13 protein-coding genes are annotated in these 19664 nt (G+C 74.0%); 3 read left to right on the top strand and 10 right to left on the bottom strand.

Translation table 11 applies throughout. The features are described from left to right. A partial coding sequence (locus AB0K09_RS12875) for a glycosyltransferase (RefSeq protein WP_366065376.1) occupies positions 1-601 on the bottom strand: 601 nt, incomplete at its 3' end. Positions 602-806: 205 nt separating this feature from the next. Between AB0K09_RS12875 and AB0K09_RS12870 the strand changes: the two genes are divergently transcribed. Genes AB0K09_RS12870 through AB0K09_RS12860 form a run of 3 tightly spaced genes read left to right on the top strand, consistent with a single transcriptional unit; the run spans position 807 to position 4488 of the window. After that, positions 807-2102 carry a glycosyltransferase gene (locus AB0K09_RS12870; protein WP_366065375.1) on the top strand — a complete coding sequence of 432 codons (1296 nt, stop codon included), beginning with the start codon at positions 807-809 and terminating at the stop codon, positions 2100-2102. Next, positions 2099-3490, top strand: coding sequence for an NDP-hexose 2,3-dehydratase family protein (locus tag AB0K09_RS12865; protein ID WP_366065374.1), 1392 nt, complete (start codon positions 2099-2101; stop codon positions 3488-3490). The genes AB0K09_RS12870 and AB0K09_RS12865 overlap by 4 nt, the downstream gene beginning before the upstream one ends. Next, a complete protein-coding gene (locus AB0K09_RS12860) occupies positions 3487-4488 on the top strand; it encodes a Gfo/Idh/MocA family oxidoreductase (RefSeq protein ID WP_366065373.1) in 1002 nt (333 codons plus the stop codon). The genes AB0K09_RS12865 and AB0K09_RS12860 overlap by 4 nt, the downstream gene beginning before the upstream one ends. A 36-nt stretch (positions 4489-4524) precedes the next feature. Here AB0K09_RS12860 and rfbC read toward each other — a convergent pair whose 3' ends face one another. From rfbC to AB0K09_RS12815, 9 genes are all read right to left on the bottom strand, one after another. Further along, positions 4525-5130, bottom strand: a complete 606-nt coding sequence (rfbC, locus tag AB0K09_RS12855) for a dTDP-4-dehydrorhamnose 3,5-epimerase (protein WP_366065377.1) — start codon at positions 5128-5130, stop codon at positions 4525-4527. Further along, positions 5130-6062 carry a dTDP-4-dehydrorhamnose reductase gene (gene rfbD / locus AB0K09_RS12850; protein ID WP_366065372.1) on the bottom strand — a complete coding sequence of 311 codons (933 nt, stop codon included), beginning with the start codon at positions 6060-6062 and terminating at the stop codon, positions 5130-5132. The genes rfbC and rfbD overlap by 1 nt, the downstream gene beginning before the upstream one ends. Beyond that, positions 6059-7042, bottom strand: coding sequence for a dTDP-glucose 4,6-dehydratase (gene rfbB, locus AB0K09_RS12845; RefSeq protein WP_366065371.1), 984 nt, complete (start codon positions 7040-7042; stop codon positions 6059-6061). Before rfbB ends, rfbD begins: the two co-directional genes overlap by 4 nt. After that, positions 7039-8106 carry a glucose-1-phosphate thymidylyltransferase gene (locus tag AB0K09_RS12840; protein WP_366065370.1) on the bottom strand — a complete coding sequence of 356 codons (1068 nt, stop codon included), beginning with the start codon at positions 8104-8106 and terminating at the stop codon, positions 7039-7041. Before AB0K09_RS12840 ends, rfbB begins: the two co-directional genes overlap by 4 nt. 14 nt (positions 8107-8120) lie before the next feature. Beyond that, positions 8121-8999 (bottom strand): hypothetical protein, encoded by an 879-nt coding sequence (locus AB0K09_RS12835; RefSeq protein WP_366065369.1) that lies wholly within the window; start codon positions 8997-8999, stop codon positions 8121-8123. A 21-nt stretch (positions 9000-9020) separates the two neighbouring features. After that, positions 9021-10211 carry a DegT/DnrJ/EryC1/StrS family aminotransferase gene (locus AB0K09_RS12830; protein WP_366065368.1) on the bottom strand — a complete coding sequence of 397 codons (1191 nt, stop codon included), beginning with the start codon at positions 10209-10211 and terminating at the stop codon, positions 9021-9023. Then, positions 10192-11505 carry a glycosyltransferase gene (locus AB0K09_RS12825; RefSeq protein ID WP_366065367.1) on the bottom strand — a complete coding sequence of 438 codons (1314 nt, stop codon included), beginning with the start codon at positions 11503-11505 and terminating at the stop codon, positions 10192-10194. Before AB0K09_RS12825 ends, AB0K09_RS12830 begins: the two co-directional genes overlap by 20 nt. A 166-nt stretch (positions 11506-11671) precedes the next feature. Continuing rightward, a complete protein-coding gene (gene ccrA / locus AB0K09_RS12820; RefSeq protein WP_366065366.1) occupies positions 11672-12916 on the bottom strand; it encodes a crotonyl-CoA carboxylase/reductase in 1245 nt (414 codons plus the stop codon). Beyond that, complete coding sequence (locus AB0K09_RS12815; RefSeq protein WP_366065365.1) at positions 12913-19632, bottom strand: amino acid adenylation domain-containing protein; 6720 nt, start codon at positions 19630-19632, stop codon at positions 12913-12915. The genes ccrA and AB0K09_RS12815 overlap by 4 nt, the downstream gene beginning before the upstream one ends. Positions 19633-19664 lie beyond the last annotated feature (32 nt).

The following is a 19664-nucleotide window of genomic DNA, read 5'->3' as shown; positions in this document are numbered from 1 at the left end:
CCAGGAAGCCCTCGCGCGGCGGGAGTCCGAGCACCTCGGTGCGCCAGCGCGCGAACATATCGGCGAGCGCGCCCTTGATGGGGTTGTCGTTCGCCTTCCGGTGCTGTTCCAGGTTGTCGGGGCGTTCGTCGAACGTGCCGACCTGGGCCGGATAGCGGGCCGAGGCGACGAAATGCGGGTAGAGGCTGGCCAGGACGTGCGGCACGCCCAGCTTTTCGGCGATCTGGTGGATCGCCTGCCGGGACGAGTGCGAATGGATGACGACGTCCGCGCCGCCGGCGGCGGCGTCCCACATGTCCTGGAGCATCAGCGGATAGAGCCGGGGATACACCTCCCTGAAGATGCGTTCCCGCTCTTTCTGGTACGCGTCCGTCGACTTCTCGTTGTGGACCAGGATCTGCCGGACGTCGGGCCGTGAATGCAGTTTCACGCCCTCGTCGTTGATCGGCGCGAAGTCGATACCGTATTCGGCGACCCAGTCGCCGTACATGCGCGGGCCGGCCAGGGTGGCGGAGTGCCCGGCCTGTTTCAGGGCGTGGGCCAGCGCCAGATAGGGCTGCATATCCCCACGGGTGCCGTGGGAATATATCAGTGCTTTCACGGCCGGTCCTTCCGTCGCTGCGGTGTGAAGCAGCCGTCAAGTTAGTGCCGCGGCAAGCGCTTTGCCTGGAGCGTTTCTGGACGGCGGAAGCTGCCTCTTGCGCGTTCCCGGCCGCGCGGAAAAGGGTGGTGTCCCTGACTATGCGCACGGGAGGCTCCCCATTGAAGGCAGGCCCCATTGAAGACAGGACAGTGAGGGCACGGCAGTGAAAGCACTCGTCTACGCTTATGGAAACCGGGGAGACGTCCAGCCGTATGTCGCGCTGGCGCACGCCCTGAACAGGGCGGGCCACGAGGCCGTGCTCGCGGCGCCCCGGCTCTTCGCGCCGCTGGCCGCCGCGTACGGCGTCGCGTTCGCCCCGCTGGACGACGCGGCGGTGCGGATCCGCTCGCGCGCCGACATCCGCCGGCTCCAGGTGAACAGCGACCGGCCGACCGCCGAGCACGACCGGGAGCGGGCGGCGATCCGCGAGCGGATGCTGCCGCTCTACACGGCCGTGCTGGACGACCTGTGGGCGGCGGCCGCGGCGTGCCGGCCCGACGTCGTCGTCCACTCGCACGCCTTCCGCGAGGCGATCCCGCAGATCGCCGAGAAGCTCGGCGTCCCGCACGTACTGGGCGCCCTCTACCCGAACTTCGTCGTCTCGCGCGACTACCCGGCCTTCGGCGATCTCTCGGGGGTGTTCTCCGACCGCGAGGACCTCAGCCGCACGGACGTGCGGACCGTGCTGCCGCCGGGCGCCGTCGAGGCGGTCGCCCACTGGCGCGAGCACACCCTGGGGCTGCCGCCGCGCGAGGACGCGCTGGACTTCCGCCATCGCGCCGACGGCTCACCCACGCCCGTGCTGCACTGCTTCAGCCCGCACGTGATCCCGCCCGGCTCGGACTGGCCCGAGTGGGTCGGCACGCACGGGTTCTGGCATCTGCCGCCGGCGCCCGGCTGGCAGCCGCCCGAGGAGCTGACGCGCTTCCTGGCGGCGGGCGACAAACCCGTCTTCGTCGGCTTCGGCAGCGCGGTCGGCACGGACCCCGAGCAGACGGCGCGCATCACGCTGGAGGCGATCCGGCTGAGCGGCTACCGCGCGATCGTCGTCGCCGGCTGGGGCGCGCTGGACATCGACAGCCCCCCGGACGACGTCCTGGCCCTCGACGACGTCCCCTACGGCTGGCTGCTGCCGCGTGTGCGCGTGGCCGTCAACTCCGGCTCGCTCGGCGCCCACAACTGCGCGCTCACGGCCGGCGTCCCGCAGGTGATCTGCCCGTTCGAGGTGAACCAGCTGATGTGGGGCGGCCATCTGCACCGGCTGGGCGTGGCGCCGCCGCCCGTCAAGCAGCGCGAGCTGACCGCCGAGGCGCTGGCCGGGGCCATCCGCACCGCGGCCACCGACCCGGCGATGGCGGCCACCGCCGCCCGCCTCGGCGCGGAGCTCGCGCGGGAGGACGGCGCCGCCGGGGCGGTCGCCTTCTTGGAGAGCCTGATGCCGGAAGGGGCACGGACATGACAGGCGTCATCACGGCGCGACCCACCGCGGCACGACGCGCCACCGATCAGGACCTGCGGGCCCGGCTGGCGCGTTCCGCGCAGTGTGCCGAATCCCCGGTGAGCGGCACCGGGGCCCTCTTCGAGTGGCTCGCCGAGCGGCGGCTGAAGCAGACACAGGCCGTCACGCGCGTGCGCTTCGACGAGCTGGACCAGTGGGGCTTCGACCCGGTCACGGGCGACCTCCGGCACCGCAGCGGCCGCTTCTTCTCGGTGCACGGCCTGCGGGTGCGCTCGGACTTCGGCGCGGTGCCCGAGTGGCACCAGCCGATCATCAACCAGCCGGAGTTCGGCATCCTCGGCATCGCGATGCGCGACTTCGACGGCGTACCGCACTTCCTGATGCAGGCCAAGTCCGAGCCCGGCAACGTCAACGGGATGCAGCTCTCCCCCACCGTCCAGGCCACACGCAGCAACTTCACCGGTGTGCACGGCGGTTCGGCCGTCCCCTACCTGGACGCCTTCCGGGCGGCCGAGCCGGGCCGGGTCGTGGCCGACGTCCTCCAGTCCGAGCAGGGCTCGTGGTTCCTCCACAAGCGCAACCGCAACATGGTGGTCGAGGTCGGCCCCGGCGTGGAGGCCGGCGAGGACTTCCGCTGGCTGACCCTCGGCCAGCTGCACACCCTGCTGAGCGTCGAGAACCTCGTCAACATGGACGCCCGGACCGTGCTGTCCTGCCTGCCCGACTGGACGGCGGACGACGAGGGCCCGGCCCTGCACACCGGCCGGGAGATCCGCTCCTGGCTCACCGGCCGGCGCGCCGAGCACGAGGTGACCGTCGAGCGGCTGCCGCTGAAGGACGTCACCGGCTGGCACCGCACGGCCGACGCCATCTCCCACGAGAGCGGCCGGTACTTCAGCGTCGTCGCCGTCGACGTCGGCTCGCACAGCCGCGAGGTGCCCGCCTGGTCGCAGCCGCTGCTCCAGCCGCACGGACACGATCTCGCGGCGCTGCTGGTCAAGCGGATCGACGGGGTGCCGCACGCGCTGATGCGCGCCCGGGTGGAGCCGGGCTTCCTCGACGTGGTCGAACTGGGCCCGACCGTGCAGTGCGCGCCGGAGAACCACGCGCATCTGCCGGCCGGCCAGCACCCGCCGTACCTGGGCTTCGTCCTGGGCCACGACCCGGCCCGCGCGCTGTTCGACACCGTGCTCTCCGAGGAGGGCGGCCGGTTCCACCACGCCCGGACCCGCTACCTCGTCATCGAGGTGGACGACCGTGACCCGGTCGGCGAGGGCCCCGATCTGCGTTGGGTGAGCACCCGCCAGCTCGACGGGCTGCTGGAGTTCGGCCACCAGGTCAACGTCCAGGCCAGGACGCTCGTGGCGGCCCTGCGGGCGGTCCGGTGAGCGCCCCGGGCCCGGTGCGGATCGGAGTGCTCGGCGCGGCCGCCATCGCCGGGCGGCGCGTGCTGCCGGCCATGGCGGCCTGCCCCGGCGTCGAGGTGGTGGCCGTGGCCGCCCGCGACGCCGGGCGCGCCCGCGCCTTCGCCGACCGGTTCGGCTGCGCCGCCGCCCCCGGCTACCGGGAGCTGCTGGAACGCGAGGACGTCGAGGCCGTCTACGTGCCGCTGCCCAACGCGCTGCACCACGAATGGACGGTCCGCGCCCTGGAGGCCGGCAAGCACGTGCTGGTGGAGAAGCCGATGGCCACGACGGCGGCCGGGGCGCGCGAACTGACCGCCCTCGCGGCACGCTCGAACCTGGTGCTGCGGGAGAACTTCATGTTCCTCCACCACCCGCGTCACGACGCCGCCGCCGCCCTGGTCGAACAGGGCCGGATCGGCGAACTGCGCGCCCTGCACGCCGCGTTCTGCATCCCGCCGCTGCCCCGGGACGACATCCGGTACGTGCCGGAGCTCGGCGGCGGCGCGCTGCTGGACGCGGGCGTGTACCCGCTGCGGACGGCGATCCGCTTCCTGGGCCGCGGCCTCACGGTGACCGGCGCGACCCTGCGCACCCGCGCCGGGGACGGGCTGGAGCTCTCGGGCCAGATCCTGCTGGCCGCGGAGTCGGGGGCGCTGGCCTCGCTCGACTTCGGCTTCGAGCACAGTTACGCGGCCCGCTACGCCCTGTGGGGCAGCCGGGCCCGGATCAGCACGGAGCAGGCCTTCAGCCCGCCGGCGGAGCTGCGGCCGGTGCTGCTGCTGGAGGAGCAGGACCACACCGAACAGTTCGTCCTGCCGGCCGCCGATCAGTACGGGCGCTCGGTCGCGGCCTTCGCGGCCGCGGTGCGGGCCGGGGAGAGCGGCGGCCCGGAGGAGGAGCGGTGGCGCGCCGACGCCGTGGCCACGCTGGAGCTGGTGGACGCGGTCCGCGAGCGGGCCGTACGAGTGCCGTGCGACTGAGGTGGCAGAAGAAGAGCGCCGAGGGCGCCCGGGCCGTCAGGCCCGGGCGCCCTCGCGCTGTGCGGCGTAGTGGGCGAGGCACGCCTCGTACGAGGGGAGCACGCCCAGCCGTTCGGCCTCGGCGAGGCTCGGTGCCGCGGCGTCCTTCTCGGACAGCAGCGGCGTGATGTCCGACGGCCAGTCGATGCCCAGCTCGGGGTCGAACGGGTCCAGGCCGTGCTCGCGCTGCGGGGCGTACGGCTGTGAGCACAGATACATGACGGTGGCGTCGTCGGTCAGGGCCATGAAGCCGTGCCCGAGCCCCTCCGCGAGGTACAGGGAGCGGCGGTTCGCGTCGTCGAGGCGCACCGCCTCCCACTGCCGGTAGGTCGGCGAGCCGGTGCGCACGTCGACGACGACGTCGAGGACGGCGCCGCGGACGCACTGGACGTACTTGGCCTGGCCCGGGGGCACGTCAGCGAAGTGGACGCCGCGCAGCGTGCCGCGCCGGGACACCGTCCAGTTGGCCTGGGCCAGGCGCAGCCCGTGGCCGACGGACGCGCGGAACGCCTCCTCGCCGTAGCACTCGTGGAGTTCGCCCCGGTGGTCCGCGTGGACGACCGGCTCGTTCACCCAGGCGCCCTCGATGCTCAGGGGACGCATCATGTCTTCTCCTTCTCCGTTTCCGTCGGCATTTCCGTCGGCAGTTGCGTCGCCAGGTCCGTCGCCAGCAGTTCGGGGAGCGCCGCGGCCAGGGCGGCGCGCCAGTCGCGGATCGGCTCGACGCCGGTGGTCGCCCACCGGTCGTGGCCCAGGACGCCGTAGGACGGGCGCGGCGCGGGCCGCCGCAGCGTGGCGCCGGGGACGGGGCGCACCCGGTCCGGGTCGGCGCCGAGCAGCCGGAAGACCTCGCGGGCCAGCCCGTGCCAGGTCGTCGCGCCCGCGCTGGTGCCGTGGTGGACGCCGGGCGGGGCTGCGCCGGCGAGGGCCGCCCGGCCGAGCCGGACCAGCAGGCCGGCGAGGTCGCCGGTCCAGGTGGGCTGGCCGTGCTGGTCGGCGACGACGTCGAGGTGGTCGCGGGTGCGCTCGGCGCGCACGACCCAGCGGACGAAGTTGTCCCGGCCGGAACCGTACAGCCAGGCGGTGCGCACGACGTGGCCGAGGTCCGGCAGGGTGGTGAGCACGGCGTGTTCGCCGGCGAGCTTGGTGCGGCCGTAGGCGTTGCGCGGGCCGGTCGGGTCGTCCTCGCGGTAGGGCCGGCGGGCGTCGCCGGGGAAGACGTAGTCGGTGGAGACGTGCAGCAGCCGGGTGCCGGTGGCCCGGCACGCGGCGGCGAGGTGGGCGGGGGCGTGCCCGTTGAGGGCGAGCGCCGCCTCCTCGTCGGTCTCGGCGGCGTCGACGGCGGTCCAGGCGGCGCAGTTGACCAGCACCGCGGGGCGGTGGGCGGTGACGTACCGCTCCACCGCCCCGCGGTCGGTGACGTCGAGCTCCCCGCTGCCGGGGGCCAGCACCTCGGCGCCGTCCCGGCGCAGCCGGGCCGTGAGGTCACGGCCCAGCATGCCGGTGCCGCCGGTGACCAGCCAGGGCGCGCTCACAGGGCCGCCCGCGCGAGCAGCGGCTCCCACCAGGCACGGTTCTCCCTGTACCAGGCGACGGTCTCCGCCAGGCCGGTGGCGAAGTCCTTGCGCGGCCGGTAGCCCAGCTCGTCGCGGATCCGGCTCCAGTCCACGCAGTAGCGCCGGTCGTGGCCCTTGCGGTCCTCGACGTATTCGACGCTGTCCCAGCCGGCGCCGCAGGCGTCCAGCAGCAGCCCGGTGAGCTCCTTGTTGGTGAGCTCGGTGCCGCCGCCGATGTTGTAGACGCGGCCGGGCGTGCCCGCCGTGCGCACCAGCTCGATGCCCTGGACGTGGTCGTCGATGTGCAGCCAGTCCCGGACGTTCAGCCCGTCCCCGAACAGCGGCACCGTGCCGCCGTCGAGGAGGGTGGTGACGAAGCGCGGGATGAGCTTCTCCGGGAAGTGGTGATGCCCGTAGTTGTTGGAGCAGCGGGTCACCCGGACGTCCATGCCGTGGGTCCGGTGGTAGGACAGGGCTATCAGGTCGCTCGACGCCTTCGACGCGGCATACGGGGAGACGGGCGCGAGCGGCGCCGTCTCGGGCGTGGCCCCGGTGGGCACCGAGCCGTACACCTCGTCGGTGGAGACGTGCACGAAGGTGCCGACGCCGGCGGCCAGTGCCGCGTCGAGGAGGGTCTGGGTGCCCGTCGCGTTGGTGCGCACGAACTCGGCCGCGCCCAGGATGGAGCGGTCGACGTGCGACTCCGCCGCGAAGTGCACCACCTGGTCGTGCCCGGCCATCAGCCGCGCGGCGAGCCGCGCGTCGCAGATGTCGCCGTGGACGAAGGAGAAGCCCGCGTGGTCACGGACCGCGTCGAGGTTGGCCGGGTTGCCCGCGTAGGTCAGGGCGTCGAGCACCGTGACCCGGACGTCACCCGGGCCGTCGGGCCCGAGCAGGGTGCGGACGTAGTGGGAGCCGATGAAGCCCGCTCCCCCGGTCACGAGGATTCTGGTCGTCATGAGGAGATCTGCACCTTGCTGTGGTCGCCGAGGATGAGCCGGTGCGCGGCCGGGGCCCGGGGGGCCGGGGTGACCTCGACGCTGCGGCCGATCAGGGACGCCTCGACCCGGCGTACACCGGTGATGGACGAGCCGGGCAGCACGATCGAGAACTCGATCTCGCTGTCCGTCAGGCGGCACTCCTGTGAGATGGAGGTGAACGGTCCGACGTAGGAGCCGGTGATCTCGGTGCCGGTGCCGATGACGGCGGGGCCCACGATGCGCGAGTCGCGCACCACGGCGCCGGGGGCGATCCGCACCCGGCCGACGATCTCGCTGGCCTCGTCGACGTCCCCGTCGATCCGGGGTTCGACGGTCTCCAGGACGGTGCGGTTGACCTCCAGCATGTCGCCGACGTTCCCGGTGTCCTTCCAGTAGCCGGAGATCGTCGTCGACCGCACGTCGCGCTGCCGGTCGATCAGCCACTGGATGGCGTGGGTGATCTCCAGCTCGCCGCGCCAGGACGGTTCGATGGAACGGACGGCCTCGTGGATGGCGGGGGTGAAGAGGTAGACGCCGACCAGGGCGAGGTCGCTCTTGGGCTTCTCCGGCTTCTCCTCCAGGCCGATCACCGCGCCGTGCTCGTCGAGTTCGGCCACGCCGAAGGCGGTGGGGTCGGGGACGCGGGTCAGCAGGATCTGCGCGTCGGGCCTGGTGGCGCGGAACTCCTCGACGAGGCCGGTGACGCCGCCGACGATGAAGTTGTCGCCCAGGTACATCAGGAAGTCGTCGTCGCCGAGGAAGTCCTGGGCGACGCGCACTGCGTGGGCCAGGCCCAGCGGCGCCTCCTGCGGGATGTAGGTGATGTCCAGGCCGGTGAAGCCGCCGCTGTCGACGGCGGCGCGGATCTCGTCGGCGGTCTCGCCGACGACGATGCCGACCTCGGTGATCCCGGCGTCGGCGATGGCCTCGAGGACGTAGAAGAGGACCGGCTTGTTGGCGACGGGCACCAGCTGCTTGGCCGAGGTGTGGGTGATGGGGCGCAGCCGGCTGCCCGTGCCGCCGGAGAGAACGAGTGCCTTCATGCCCGTTGAGTGCCTCATGTCCAGGACACGACCGTCGAGTCGTCGACGAAGCCGAAGATGCCGGAGAGCGTGGTGCGCCGGCTGTCCGGTGCGGTGTTGGGCTCGACGGCGTGGATGTGGGCGCCGTTGAAGACGTAGATGTCACCGGCGTTGATCTCGACCCACTGGCGCTCGATGCCGTCGAGGGTGTCCATGGGGTAGGGGGAGCCGGTGAGCTCCAGGCCGAGGCGGCGCTTGCTCTCCTCGTCGGGCTGGATGTTCCACAGGGCGAGGCGGCCGCCGTTGCCGTTCTCCAGGCAGATGTTGAGCGCGGTGACGTGGTGGTCCAGCACCCGCTGGATCTCGAAGTCCGCCTGGCCGGGGTGGGTGCACTGCGAGCTGTCCTCGTGCGGGTCGAGGGTGTAGTCGCCGGCGCCGTGCCAGGAACGCAGCAGTCCGCGGCAGGCCTCGCGGCCGTCGTGGGCCGCGCGGCGCACGGTGACGCCCTCCGGGGCGAGGGTCTTGGCCAGGCCCTCGTAGAAACCGGTCAGCGGGTCGTCGGGGATGTCGAGGACCTGCTCCAGGGCCGCGGAGGTCCGCTCGGACTCGTCCAGGTAGTGCCCGGTGGTCTTGTGGTAGTGGTAGGTGCCCAGGTAGTAGCTGGGGGCGATGGTGACGCGCTTCTCGCGGTCCGGGCTGGCCCAGAAGCGCTCGGAGAGCCGGGCGCAGGTGTCCTGGCCGACCACGCCGCGGAAGATGACGCCCGCGCTGACGCCGCGCAGGACGTCGACCACGGCCTGGGGGTCGAAGGTGTGCAGTTCCTTGAAGCGGAAGTAGTCGGCGTCGCCGCTCCAGCCGGTCAGTCGCCGGCCGTCCGCGGCCGGTGTCGCCGTTGCCTCGGCCGTCGTGGTCATGGTGATTGCCTCCAGGTGGTTTCAGCGGTGCGCGGGGGCGGTCGTCAGGGCGTGGGCCACGAGCTCGCAGATCCGGTCGACCTCCGCCGGGGCCACGGCCGGTCCCGAGGGCAGGACGAGCACCCGCTCGGCCAGCGCCTCGGTGCCGGGCAGCGGCAGGGGCGTGTGGACCTCGGACCGTGCGGCGTAGGGGCCCATGCGGTGGCAGCCCGGGTGGAAGTACTTCTGCGCGAAGACGTTCTCGGCGTGCAGGGCGGCGAGCACCCGGTCCCGGTGCACGCCGGTGATCCGTTCGTCGATCTCCATGACGGCGTACTGGTGGTTGTTGCGCTCGCCCGGTCCGGGGGCGCGCAGCCGCACTCCGGGAAGGCCGGCCAGGCCCGCGCGGTAGTGCTCGTGCCGCAGGGTGTTCGCGGCGACGATCTCGTCGATGTGCTCCAGGGCCGTCAGGCCCATGGCGGCGGAGATCTCGTTCATCTTGGCGTTGGTGCCGTGGGTGAGCACCTCGCGGCCGGGGCCGAAGCCGAAGTTGCGCATCCTGCCGACGCGTTCGGCGAGCTCGGGGTCGTTCGTGGCGACGGCGCCGCCCTCGAAGGCGTTGATGAACTTGGTCGCGTGGAAGCTGAAGATCTCGCCGTCGCCGAGGGTGCCCACCGCGCGGCCGTCGAGGGAGCAGCCGAGGGCGTGCGCGGCGTCGTAGAGCAGGGCCAGCCCGTGCTCGTCGGCGATGCCCCGCAGCGCGTCGTGGCGGCAGGGCCTGCCCCACAGGTGGACGCCGACGATGCCGCTGGTGCGGGGGGTGACGAGGCGGCGGACGTGCTCGGGGTCGAGGGTGCCGGTCTCCGGGTCGATGTCGGCGAACACCGGGGTGAGGCCCTGCCACTGCAGCGCGTGCGCGGTGGCCACGTAGGTGAACGACGGCACGATGACCTCGCCGGTCAGCCCCCGGGCGCGGACCAGGACCTCCAGGGCGGCGGTGCCGTTGCTGGTCGCCAGGACGTGCGTGGCGCCGGTGTATGCGCGCAGCCGCTCCTCGAACTCGCGGACCAGCGGGCCGTCGTTGGTGAGCCAGCCGCGGTCGAGGGCCTCGCCGATGCGTTCGAAGAGCCGGCGGCGGTCGGGGACGTTGGGCGTGCCCACGTGCAGGGGCCGGTCGAAGGCGGGGCGGCGGCCGGTCGGGGCCGCGGCCGGTTCACGCGTGGTGGTCTGCATGGGTCTTCCCTGAGTGGTCGGAGTGGACGCGCTCCAGCACCCGGACGGCGGTGCGGGCCCCGTCCTCGGTGCGGACGAGCGCGCCGATGCGGTCGGCCGCGCGGGCGAGGGCCGGGTCGGAGACGGCCTGCCGGAGGGCGTCGGTGAGCGCCTCCGTGGTGAGGTCGCGCTGCCGCAGGGGCGGCGGGGTGACGCCGGCGGCGTGCAGATACCGGGCCCACATCTGCTGTTCCTTGTGGAAGGCCACGCTGACCTGCGGGATGCCGGCGAGCAGCGCGGCGTTGTGGGCGCCGACGCCGCCGGCGTGGACGGCCGCGCGCATCCGGGGCAGCAGCCAGTCGTAGGGGACCTCGCGCACGGTGAGGATGTCCTCGCCGGGGTCGGGGATCTCGATGCCGCCCCAGCCGGCGACGACGACGGCGCGGACCCCGGCCGCGCGGACCGCGTCCCGCACGAGGCGGCCGGCGGCCAGGGGGTCGGGGGCCATGGAGCTGCCGAAGCCGATGAACACCGGCTTCTCCCCCGCCTCCTCGCACGCGTCGAGGAAGCGCGTCAGCCCGGCGGGCGGGGTCCAGTCCCCGGCGGCCGGGAGCGTCCAGTAGCCGGTGGTGTGCACGGTCTCCGGCCAGTCGGCGGCCGGTTCGATCAGGTGGGGGCTGAATCCGTGGAGCACCGTGGCGGGGGTGCCGTCGGGCCGGGTCAGGTAGTCGCCGGCGCCTTCGCGGGGCGGCAGGCCGAGCACGTCGGACCGCCAGGCGGCGAGGGCCTGCTGCGGCAGCGAGGTGAAGACGTCCGGGCCGTCCCCGGCCGGCTTCCCCTGCTGCACGCCGCGCTCCCAGAGGGGGTATTCCGCCGACGGCACGAAGTTGGGGTAGAGGGAGGCGAGGACGTGCGGGACGCCGAGTTTCTCCGCGATCTGCGGGACGACCTCGCGGTGGTTGTGGGAGTGGACGACGATGTCGGCGCCGCCGGAGGCGGCGTCCCACATTTCCCGCAGCAGGACCGGATAGACGCGGGGGAAGAGGTCGAGGAAGACCTCCCGCCGGCGCCGCCGGTCCGCTTCGGTCATCTCGTCGCTGCGCATGAGGGCCTCCCGGAATTCGGGGCCGGTCATCATGCGCGGCACTTCGTCGTTCAGCGGTGCGAAGGGCACGCCGTGCCGCTCGGCGGCGGGGGCGAACAGGGCGGGGGCGGCCAGGACCGCTTCGTGCCCGGCCTCCCGCAGGGCGAACGCGAGGGCGAGATACGGCTCGACATCGCCCCGGCTCCCGTAGCAGTACAGCAGTGCTTTCACTTTCGCCCCTGACTTCTCGGCATCGCCGGTCACACTAGGCAGGGCGGTCCGGGGCGGGCTGGACGCGATCTACAGGTGGAACTGCCCCTGGGGGAAGGCGAAAAGGGCCGCCGGTGCGTACCGGCGGCCCTTTTCGTTTTCCCGTTTCGTTTTCCCGGGCGGGGTTCTACTTCAGCGTGCTCATTCCGGGTTCCGGCGCGTTCACCAGGACCGCGGTGTTGCCGGCCGGGTGCCGGTTCTCGTAGACGAGCTGGTGGGCCTCGGCGATCTCCTGGAACGGCATGGTCAGGCTCAGGCAGGGGTCCACGCGTCCGGCGGCGACCAGGTCGATGATGGCCCGGGTCTCGCGCACGTTGGCGGCGTGCGAGCCCTGGAGCCGCTTCTGGAACATCCACAGGAAGCGCAGGTCGATGTCGCCGTTGTAGCCGCTGGTGCCGGCGCAGGTGACCACCATGCCGGCGTGGTCGCAGACGTACACGGAGGTGGCCAGGGTGTCCCGGCCGGGGTGTTCCAGGACGATGCGCGGGGAGCGGCGCTCGCCGAGGATGTCCCAGATCGCCCGGCCGAACGCCCGCGCGCCCTGCTGCCAGCGGTCGTACGCGGCGGTGTCGCGGGCGTCGGGCAGCCGGCCCCAGTGGTCGAAGTCCCGGCGGTTGATGACGCCGCGCGCACCGAGCTTGAGGCAGTGGTCGGCCTTGGCGTCGTCGGAGATCACCGCGATGGGGATGCCGCCGAAGTGGTCGGTGATCTGGATCGCCATCGAGCCGAGGCCGCCGGAGCCGCCCCAGATCAGCACCGGGTCGCCGGGCTGGACGGTGTGCGGGTGCCAGCCGTGCAGCATCCGGTAGGCGGTGGAGCCGCCGCCGAGGAAGCTGCCGGCCTCCTCCCAGCTGAGATGGGCGGGCTTGGGGTGGACCTGGTACTCGTCGACGACCGTGAACTGGGCGAAGGAGCCGTGGTTGAGCTCGTAGCCCCAGGCCTTCTGGGAGCGGGAGGCGGTCGGGTCGACGCCCATGCGGATGTCCGGGGCCGACTCGTCCCACTTCACGCCGGCGATGATGACGTGGTCGCCGACCTGGTACTGGGTGGCGCCCTCGCCGACGGCCCACACCACGCCGGCGCCCTCGGAGCCGGCGATGTGGAAGTCGTTCGGGTCGCCCTGGCGGCGCCGGTTGGCGATGACGTCGGCGGGGGTGCCGAGGCCGGCCCAGACGCCGTTGTAGTTGACGCCCGCGGCCATGACCATCACCAGGACCTGGCCGCGCCCGACCGGCGGCACCTCGACGGGTTCGACCCGGATGGCCTGCGAGGGCTCCCCGTAGCGGTCGGGCCGGATGACGGCCGCGTGCATGTAGCGCGGGACCTCGCCCAGCGGGGGCATCTCGCCGATGTCATAGAGCTCGCGGGTCATCGGGCCTCCTCGCCCTCGTGGTTGATCAGGTGGTGGTTCAGGTGGTCGCCGACGATCCGTCCGATCTCGGCGAGGGGGCCGGGCAGCAGCATGCCCTCGTGGCGGGCGGCCACGGTGTGCTCGCGCACCCGTCCCTCGGTGTAGGGCTGCCAGCGGCCGGCGCCGCTCCAGCCCTCGGGCCGGCCCTCGCCGGCGGTCAGGAGCAGCACGTCGCCCTGGAAGACCTTGGGCGTGAACGCCCGCCGCAGCTCGACGTTGCCGGTGAAGGTGTCGACGACCGTGCCGAGGTGGTCGGCCAGCAGGTCCATCAGGGGGTTGCCCCGGGCCCGCAGGGCGGCGGCGGCCGCCTCGGTGGTCAGGGGCCCGTCGCCGGGCCCGGCGGCGGGCACGTTCGCCGCTTCGAGCAGCGCGCCCATCAGGCCCTCGCCGTCGCCGCGGGCCGGGGCGGCGGGCTCGCCGCCGGGCCGCGCGGGGAAGGAGTCGAGGATCGCCAGCAGTCCGACCTCGGCGCCGTCCGCCTGGAGGCGGGTGGCGACGGCCTGGGCGACGAGTCCGCCGAAGGACCAGCCGAGCAGGTGGTACGGGCCCTCGGGCCGCACCGCCCTGATCTGCTCGGCGAAGTGCTCGGCGATCTCCTCGACGCTGCCGGGGAGGTAGCCGGGCGTGCTGTAGGCGCGCGCCTGGAGCCCGTAGACCGGGTGGGCGGCCGGCAGGTGACGCAGCAGGCCCGCGTAGCGCCAGCTCAGGCCGCCGCCCGCGTGGAAGCAGAACAGCGGGGCCTCGGTGCCGCGGGCCCGCAGCGGCAGCAGCACCTCCAGGCCGTTGCGCTCGTCGGGCCCGGTCCCGTCCTCCAGCCGCCGGGACAGCGCGCGGACGCTCGGGGCGGTGAACAGCGCCTGGACGCTCAGCTCGGAGCCGAGCACCGAACGGATCCGGCTGACCAGGGAGGCGGCGAGCAGCGAGTTGCCGCCCATGAGGAAGAAGTCGTCGTCGACGCCGATCTCCGGCACGCCGAGGGCGTCGGCGAACAGCTCGCACAGCAGCTCCTCCTGGGGGCTGCCGGGCCGGCCGGTGACCTCCGTCTGCTGCTGCTCGGGGGCGGGCAGGGCCTTGCGGTCCAGCTTGGTGTGCGCGGTCAGCGGCAGCGTGTCCAGGACGACCAGGGCGGACGGCACCATGAACTCCGGCAGCTGCCCGGCCAGATGGGCCCGCAGCGCGGCCAGGTCGGGGGCCGGGGCGCCGGCGTCGGGGACGACGTAGCCGACGAGCCGCTTGTCGCCGGGCCGGTCCTCGCGGACCAGGGCGACGGCCTGCCCGATGCCCGGCCAGGCGCTCAGGGCGACCTCGACCTCGCGCAGCTCGACGCGGAAGCCGCGCAGCTTGACCTGCTCGTCGACGCGGCCGACGAACTCCATCAGCCCGTCCTCGCGCCAGCGGACGAGGTCGCCGGTGCGGTACATGCGGGTGCCGGGCGGGCCGTAGGGGTCGGCGACGAAGCGCTCGGCGGTCATGCCCGGGTTGTTCTCGTAGCCGCGGGCGACACCGGAGGCCGCCAGGTACAGCTCGCCGACCACGCCGACGGGCACCGGCTCCAGGCCGGGGCTCAGGACGTAGGCGCGGGTGTCGTCGAGGGGCGCGCCGATGGGCACGCTCTCGGGCACCTCGTCGCCGGGGCGCATGGAGTGCCGGGTGGAGAACACGGTGGTCTCGGTGGGCCCGTAGCCGGCGGTGACGACGGTGTCGGTGACGGCGGCGAGGGCCTTGCGGACGGCGTAGGCGGGCACCACGTCGCCGCCGGTGCGGACCTCGACGAGGCCGGCGAAGCACTCCGGGTGGGTCTCGGCGAGCAGCCGGAACAGGCCGCCGGACGCCCACAGGCCGGTGATCTCCTCCTCGGTGACGAGCCGGGCGATGGCCTCCAGGTCGACCTTGCCGGGGGGCGCGATGACGACCTCGCCGTGGTTGAGCAGCGGCACCCACCACTCGAGGGTGGAGACGTCCCAGGCGTGCGGGGAGTGGAACAGCACGCGCTGGGTGCGGTCCGTCTCCCACCAGTGGTCGGCGGCGAGTTCGACGACGTTGCGGTGGGTGACGGCGACGCCCTTGGGGGCGCCGGTGGAGCCCGAGGTGTAGATGACGTACGCCAGCTGGTCCGGCAGCACGGTGACGTCCGGCGGGGTGGCGTCCTGCTCGGCGACGCGCGGGTCGGTGTCGACGGCGAGGACCTGGACCCGGCCGTCGAGCTCGGGTGCCCAGTGGGCGGCGCGGTCCGTGTCCGTGATCAGCAGCGGGGAGGCGGTCTCGGACAGCAGCAGCTTCACGCGCTCGTCGGGGTAGTTGGGCTCCAGCGGCACATAGACCGCGCTCGCCTTGAGGACGGCGAGGACGCTGACGATCAGGTCGGTGGAGCGGTCGAGGAGCACGCCGACCCGGGTCTCGGGGCGGACGCCGAGCCCGGTCAGGAGCCGGGCGAGGCGGTTGGCGCGTTCGTCGAGCTCGCGGTAGGTGAGCCGGTCGTCGCCGAGGCGGATCGCGAGGTCGCCGGGGCCCTTCGCGACGGCGTCGGCGAAGGCGCGGGTCATGGTGGGCGGGTCGGTGGGCACGGTGAGCGGGCCGCCGTTCCAGCCGTCGATCAGCTGGGCGCGCTCGTCGGCGCGGAGGATGTCGAGGGTGGCGACGGGACGATCGGGCCGCTCGGCGATGTCCTCCAGCAGGCGCAGCAGCCGGTCGAGGAGCCGCTCGACGGTCTCGGCGGGGAACACCTCGGGCCGGTAGTCGAGGCGCAGCCGGAGGCCGTCGGGGCCGGGGGCGGCGATGAGGGCGAGCGGGTAGTGGGCGGCGGCGCGGCCCTCGACGGCCGAGGCGCGCAGCTCGGTCTCCTGCCCGTCGCCGCCGGCGGGCACGGGGAAGTTCTCGTAGACGACGAGGGTGTCGAAGAGTTCGCCGTGGCCGGTGGAGCGCTGGATGCCGGCGAGCCCGATGTGGTGGTGGGCGCCGAGCGCGCTCTGTTCGCGCTGGACGCGGGCCGCGAGGCCGGTCCAGGTCTCGGCCTGGTCCAGGCGGACGCGGACCGGGAGGGTGTTGATGAACAGGCCGACGATGGACTCGATGCCGGGGATCTCCGGCGGGCGTCCGGAGACGGTGGTGCCGAAGACGACGTCGTCGCGGCCGAGGAGCCGGCCGAGGAGGACGGCCCAGGCGCCCTGGAGGACGGTGTTGAGGGTGACGGCCGTGGCGGCGGCGTGCCGCTGGAGGGCCGCGGTGGCGCCGGCGGACAGGTTCCGGGTGATGCCCAGGGGCATCTCGGTGGGGGCGCCGGTGCCGGCCGGGGCGAGCAGGGTGGGCTCGCTGATGCCGTCGAGCGCCTCGCGCCAGGCGGCCTCGGTGGCGGCGCCGTCCTGCTCCGCCAGCCACTCCAGGTAGGTGCGGTAGGGGACGACGGGCGGCAGCGCCGGCCGTTCGCCGCGGGCGTGGTAGAGCGCGACGAGGTCGCGCAGGAACAGCGGCATCGACCAGCCGTCGAGGACGATGTGGTGCTTCAGCAGCAGCAGCCGGTGCCGCTCCGCGCCCAGCCGGATGAGGTGGAAGCGCACCAGCGGCGCGGTGCCGAGGTCGAAGCGGCGGTCGCGGGCCCGGTCGGTGAGCCGGGTGAGCTCGGCCTCGCGGGCCGGCTCGTCGAGGCCGGAGAGGTCGGTCTCCTCCCAGGGCAGCTCCGCGTGGGGCTGGATGATCTGGACGGCCTGGCCGCCGGGCCGGTGGTGGAAGCGGGCCCGCAGGTTGGGGTGGCGCTCCAGCAGGGCCTGGCCGGCGGCGCGCAGGGCCGGGGCGTCGAGCGGGCCCTGGAGGTCGACGGCCAGCTGCATGGCGTAGACGTCGGGGCCGGAGTCGCTGTAGAGGGCGTGGAAGAGCAGGCCCTCCTGGAGCGGGGAGAGCGGCAGGACGTCGGCGACGCCGCCGGGCTGTGCCTCCAGTTCGTCGATCTCGGTCTGGGTGAGGCCGACCAGGGGCAGGTCGGAGGGGGTGAGGCCGCCGGACGCGGTGCCCCGGGCGCGGGCCGCGAGGCCGCCGAGGGCCTGGAACCAGGTGTCCGCGAGGTCCTGGATCTGCTCCTGCGTGAACAGCGCGCCGGGCCAGGAGAAGGTGACGTTCAGGTGCGGGCCGTCCGCCTTCTCCCGGGTGACGGCGCTGATCTCCAGGGCGTGGGCGAAGGGCATCGCGTCGTCGGCCGGGGCGACCCGTGCGTCGATCGCCGGTTCGCCGGTCCAGGCCGTGCCGTCGTCGTTCCCCTCGCCGGCCATGGCGGCGGCGTTGGTCCGGCCGAGGTAGTTGAACCCGATCTGCGGGGTGCCGTACTGGGCCAGCAGGCCCGCGGTGTCGGGGTTGAGGTAGCGCAGCAGGCCGTAGCCGAGGCCGTTGTCGGGCACCGCACGGAGCTGTTCCTTGATCCGCTTGAGTGCGGTGACGGCCGCGGGGCCGCCGGCGAGGGCCCGTTCGACGTCGGTGTTGCCCAGGTCGAGGCGCATGGGGTGGATGGCGGTGAACCAGCCGACGGTGCGGGAGAGGTCGACGTCCTCGGCGATCTCCTGCCGGCCGTGGGTCTCCATGTCGACCAGCACCGAGCTGCCCGTGCCGTCCGTGCTGCCTGTGCCGCCCGTGGTCCAGCCGTGGCGCTCGCGCCAGCGGGCGGCGGCGAGGGCGAAGCCGGTGAGCAGCACGTCGTTGATCTGTGTCTGGAACTTCTCCGGCAGGTCGGTGAGGAGCGCGCCGGTGACCTCCGGGGGGAGGGTGACGCTCAGGTGGCGTGCGGTGGCGCGGGTGTCCCGGGCGGCGTTCAGCCGGTCGGCGCCCAGAAGCGGGTCGGGCCCCTGGAGCATGCCGGTCCACAGGTCGAGTTCGGCGGCGCGCCCGGGGTTCTGGCCCTCGGCGAGCAGCAGCTGGGCCCAGCGGCGCAGGGAGGTGCCGACGGGGGCGAGGGCGGGGGTGCGGCCGGCGGCGGCGGCCTGCCAGGCGGCGGCCAGGTCGGGCAGCAGGATCCGCCAGGAGACGCCGTCGACGACGAGGTGGTGGGCGACGACCAGCAGCCGGCCGGTGCGACCGGGGCCGGCGTCGAACCACACGATCTCCAGGAACGCGCCGGTCTCGGCCTTGAGGCGGCGGCGTGCGGCCTCGCCCTCCTCGGCGACGCGGGCGGTCAGGGCGGGGTCGGCCGGGTCGTCGGACAGGTCGCCGACGTCGACGCGGGTGATGCGGTCCGCGGCCCGGACGCTGCCGCGGGGCCGGACCTCCAGGCCCCAGGTGACGCCGGTGGCGGAGCCGACGAGGCGGGCGCGCAGCGCGTCGTGGTGGTCGAGGAGGGCCTGCACCGCGGTGGTCAGCGCCTCGCCGCCGAGGGCGGGCACGCGCAGCAGGACGCTCTGGTTGAGCCCGTCGACGGGGCCGCGGCGCTGGGCGAGCCAGCGCAGGACGGGGGTCGGGGGGACGGCGCCGGTGCCGTCGTCGTTCCGCTCCCGCGCGGCGTTCTGCTCGGCCTCGGGTTCCTGGACGGTGGGAGCGAGTTCGGCGACGGTCTGGTGGCGGAAGACGTCCCGGGGCGAGAGGACGAGCCCGGCCTCGCGGGCGCGGCTGGCGACCTGGAGGGCGGAGATGCTGTCGCCGCCCAGGGCGAAGAAGTTGTCGTCGGCGCCGACCCGGGGCAGGCCGAGCACGCCGGCGACGACCCGGCAGAGGATCTCCTCGCGGCGGCCGGCCGGGGCGCGGCCGGGGCCGGCCTCGTTCCCGGGCGCGGCGGCGGGCACGGGCAGGGCGGCCTTGTCGACCTTGCCGTTGACGGTCAGCGGGATGCGGTCCAGCAGGACGAGCGCCGACGGCACCATGTACTCGGGCAGGGTCTCGGCGAGGCGGGCCCGGACGACGGCGGTGTCGAGGCCGGCGCCGGGGGCGACGGTGAGGTAGCCGGTCAGGCGCTTGCGGCCCGGCTCGTCCTCGCGGACGACGGCGACGGCCTGGCCGACGCCGGGGACGGCCTCCAGCGCGGCCCGGACCTCGCCGAGCTCGATCCGCAGGCCCCGGATCTTGACCTGGTCGTCGGCGCGGCCGACGAACTCCAGCTGCCCGTCGGGGCGTTCCCGCACGACGTCGCCGGTGCGGTACATGCGGCCGCCGGCGGGGCCGAACGGGTCGGCGACGAACCGCTCGCCGGTGAGCGCGGGCCGGCCGAGGTAGCCGCGGGCGACGCCGGCTCCGGCGACGTACAGCTCGCCGGGTTCGCCGGCGGGCACGGGGCGCAGCTCCTCGTCGAGGACGTGGGTGCGCAGGCCCGGCAGGGCGCGGCCGATGGGCGGCGTGCCGTCCTCGGCGCGCAGCGGGCCGGCCATGGTGCAGGAGACGGTGGTCTCGGTGGGCCCGTAGGCGTTGAACATGCGGCGGCCGGCGGCCCACTGGGGGATCAGTCCGGCCTGGGGCGCCTCGCCGGCGATGGTGAGGGTGCGCACGCCGGGCAGGCTGTCGGCGGGCAGCTGGGCGAGGACGGCGGGCGGCAGGGTGGCGTGGGTGATGCCGTGCTCGCGGATCAGCTCGGGCAGCGCGGCGACCTGGTCGAGCATGTCGGCGGGGCCGAGGACGAGGCAGGCGCCGGCGGCGAGCGGGGTGCAGATCTCGGAGATGGCGGCGTCGAAGCTGAGCGAGGCGAACTGCAGGACGCGGCTGCCGGGCCCCACGGCGTACGGCTCGATGCGGGCGCGCACGAGGT

It is taken from the genome of Streptomyces sp. NPDC049577 (assembly GCF_040675635.1).
GTDB lineage: Bacteria > Actinomycetota > Actinomycetes > Streptomycetales > Streptomycetaceae > Streptomyces.
The sequence above is the reverse complement of the archived record's forward strand: the minus strand, read 5'-3'. Positions and strand labels throughout refer to the sequence as shown.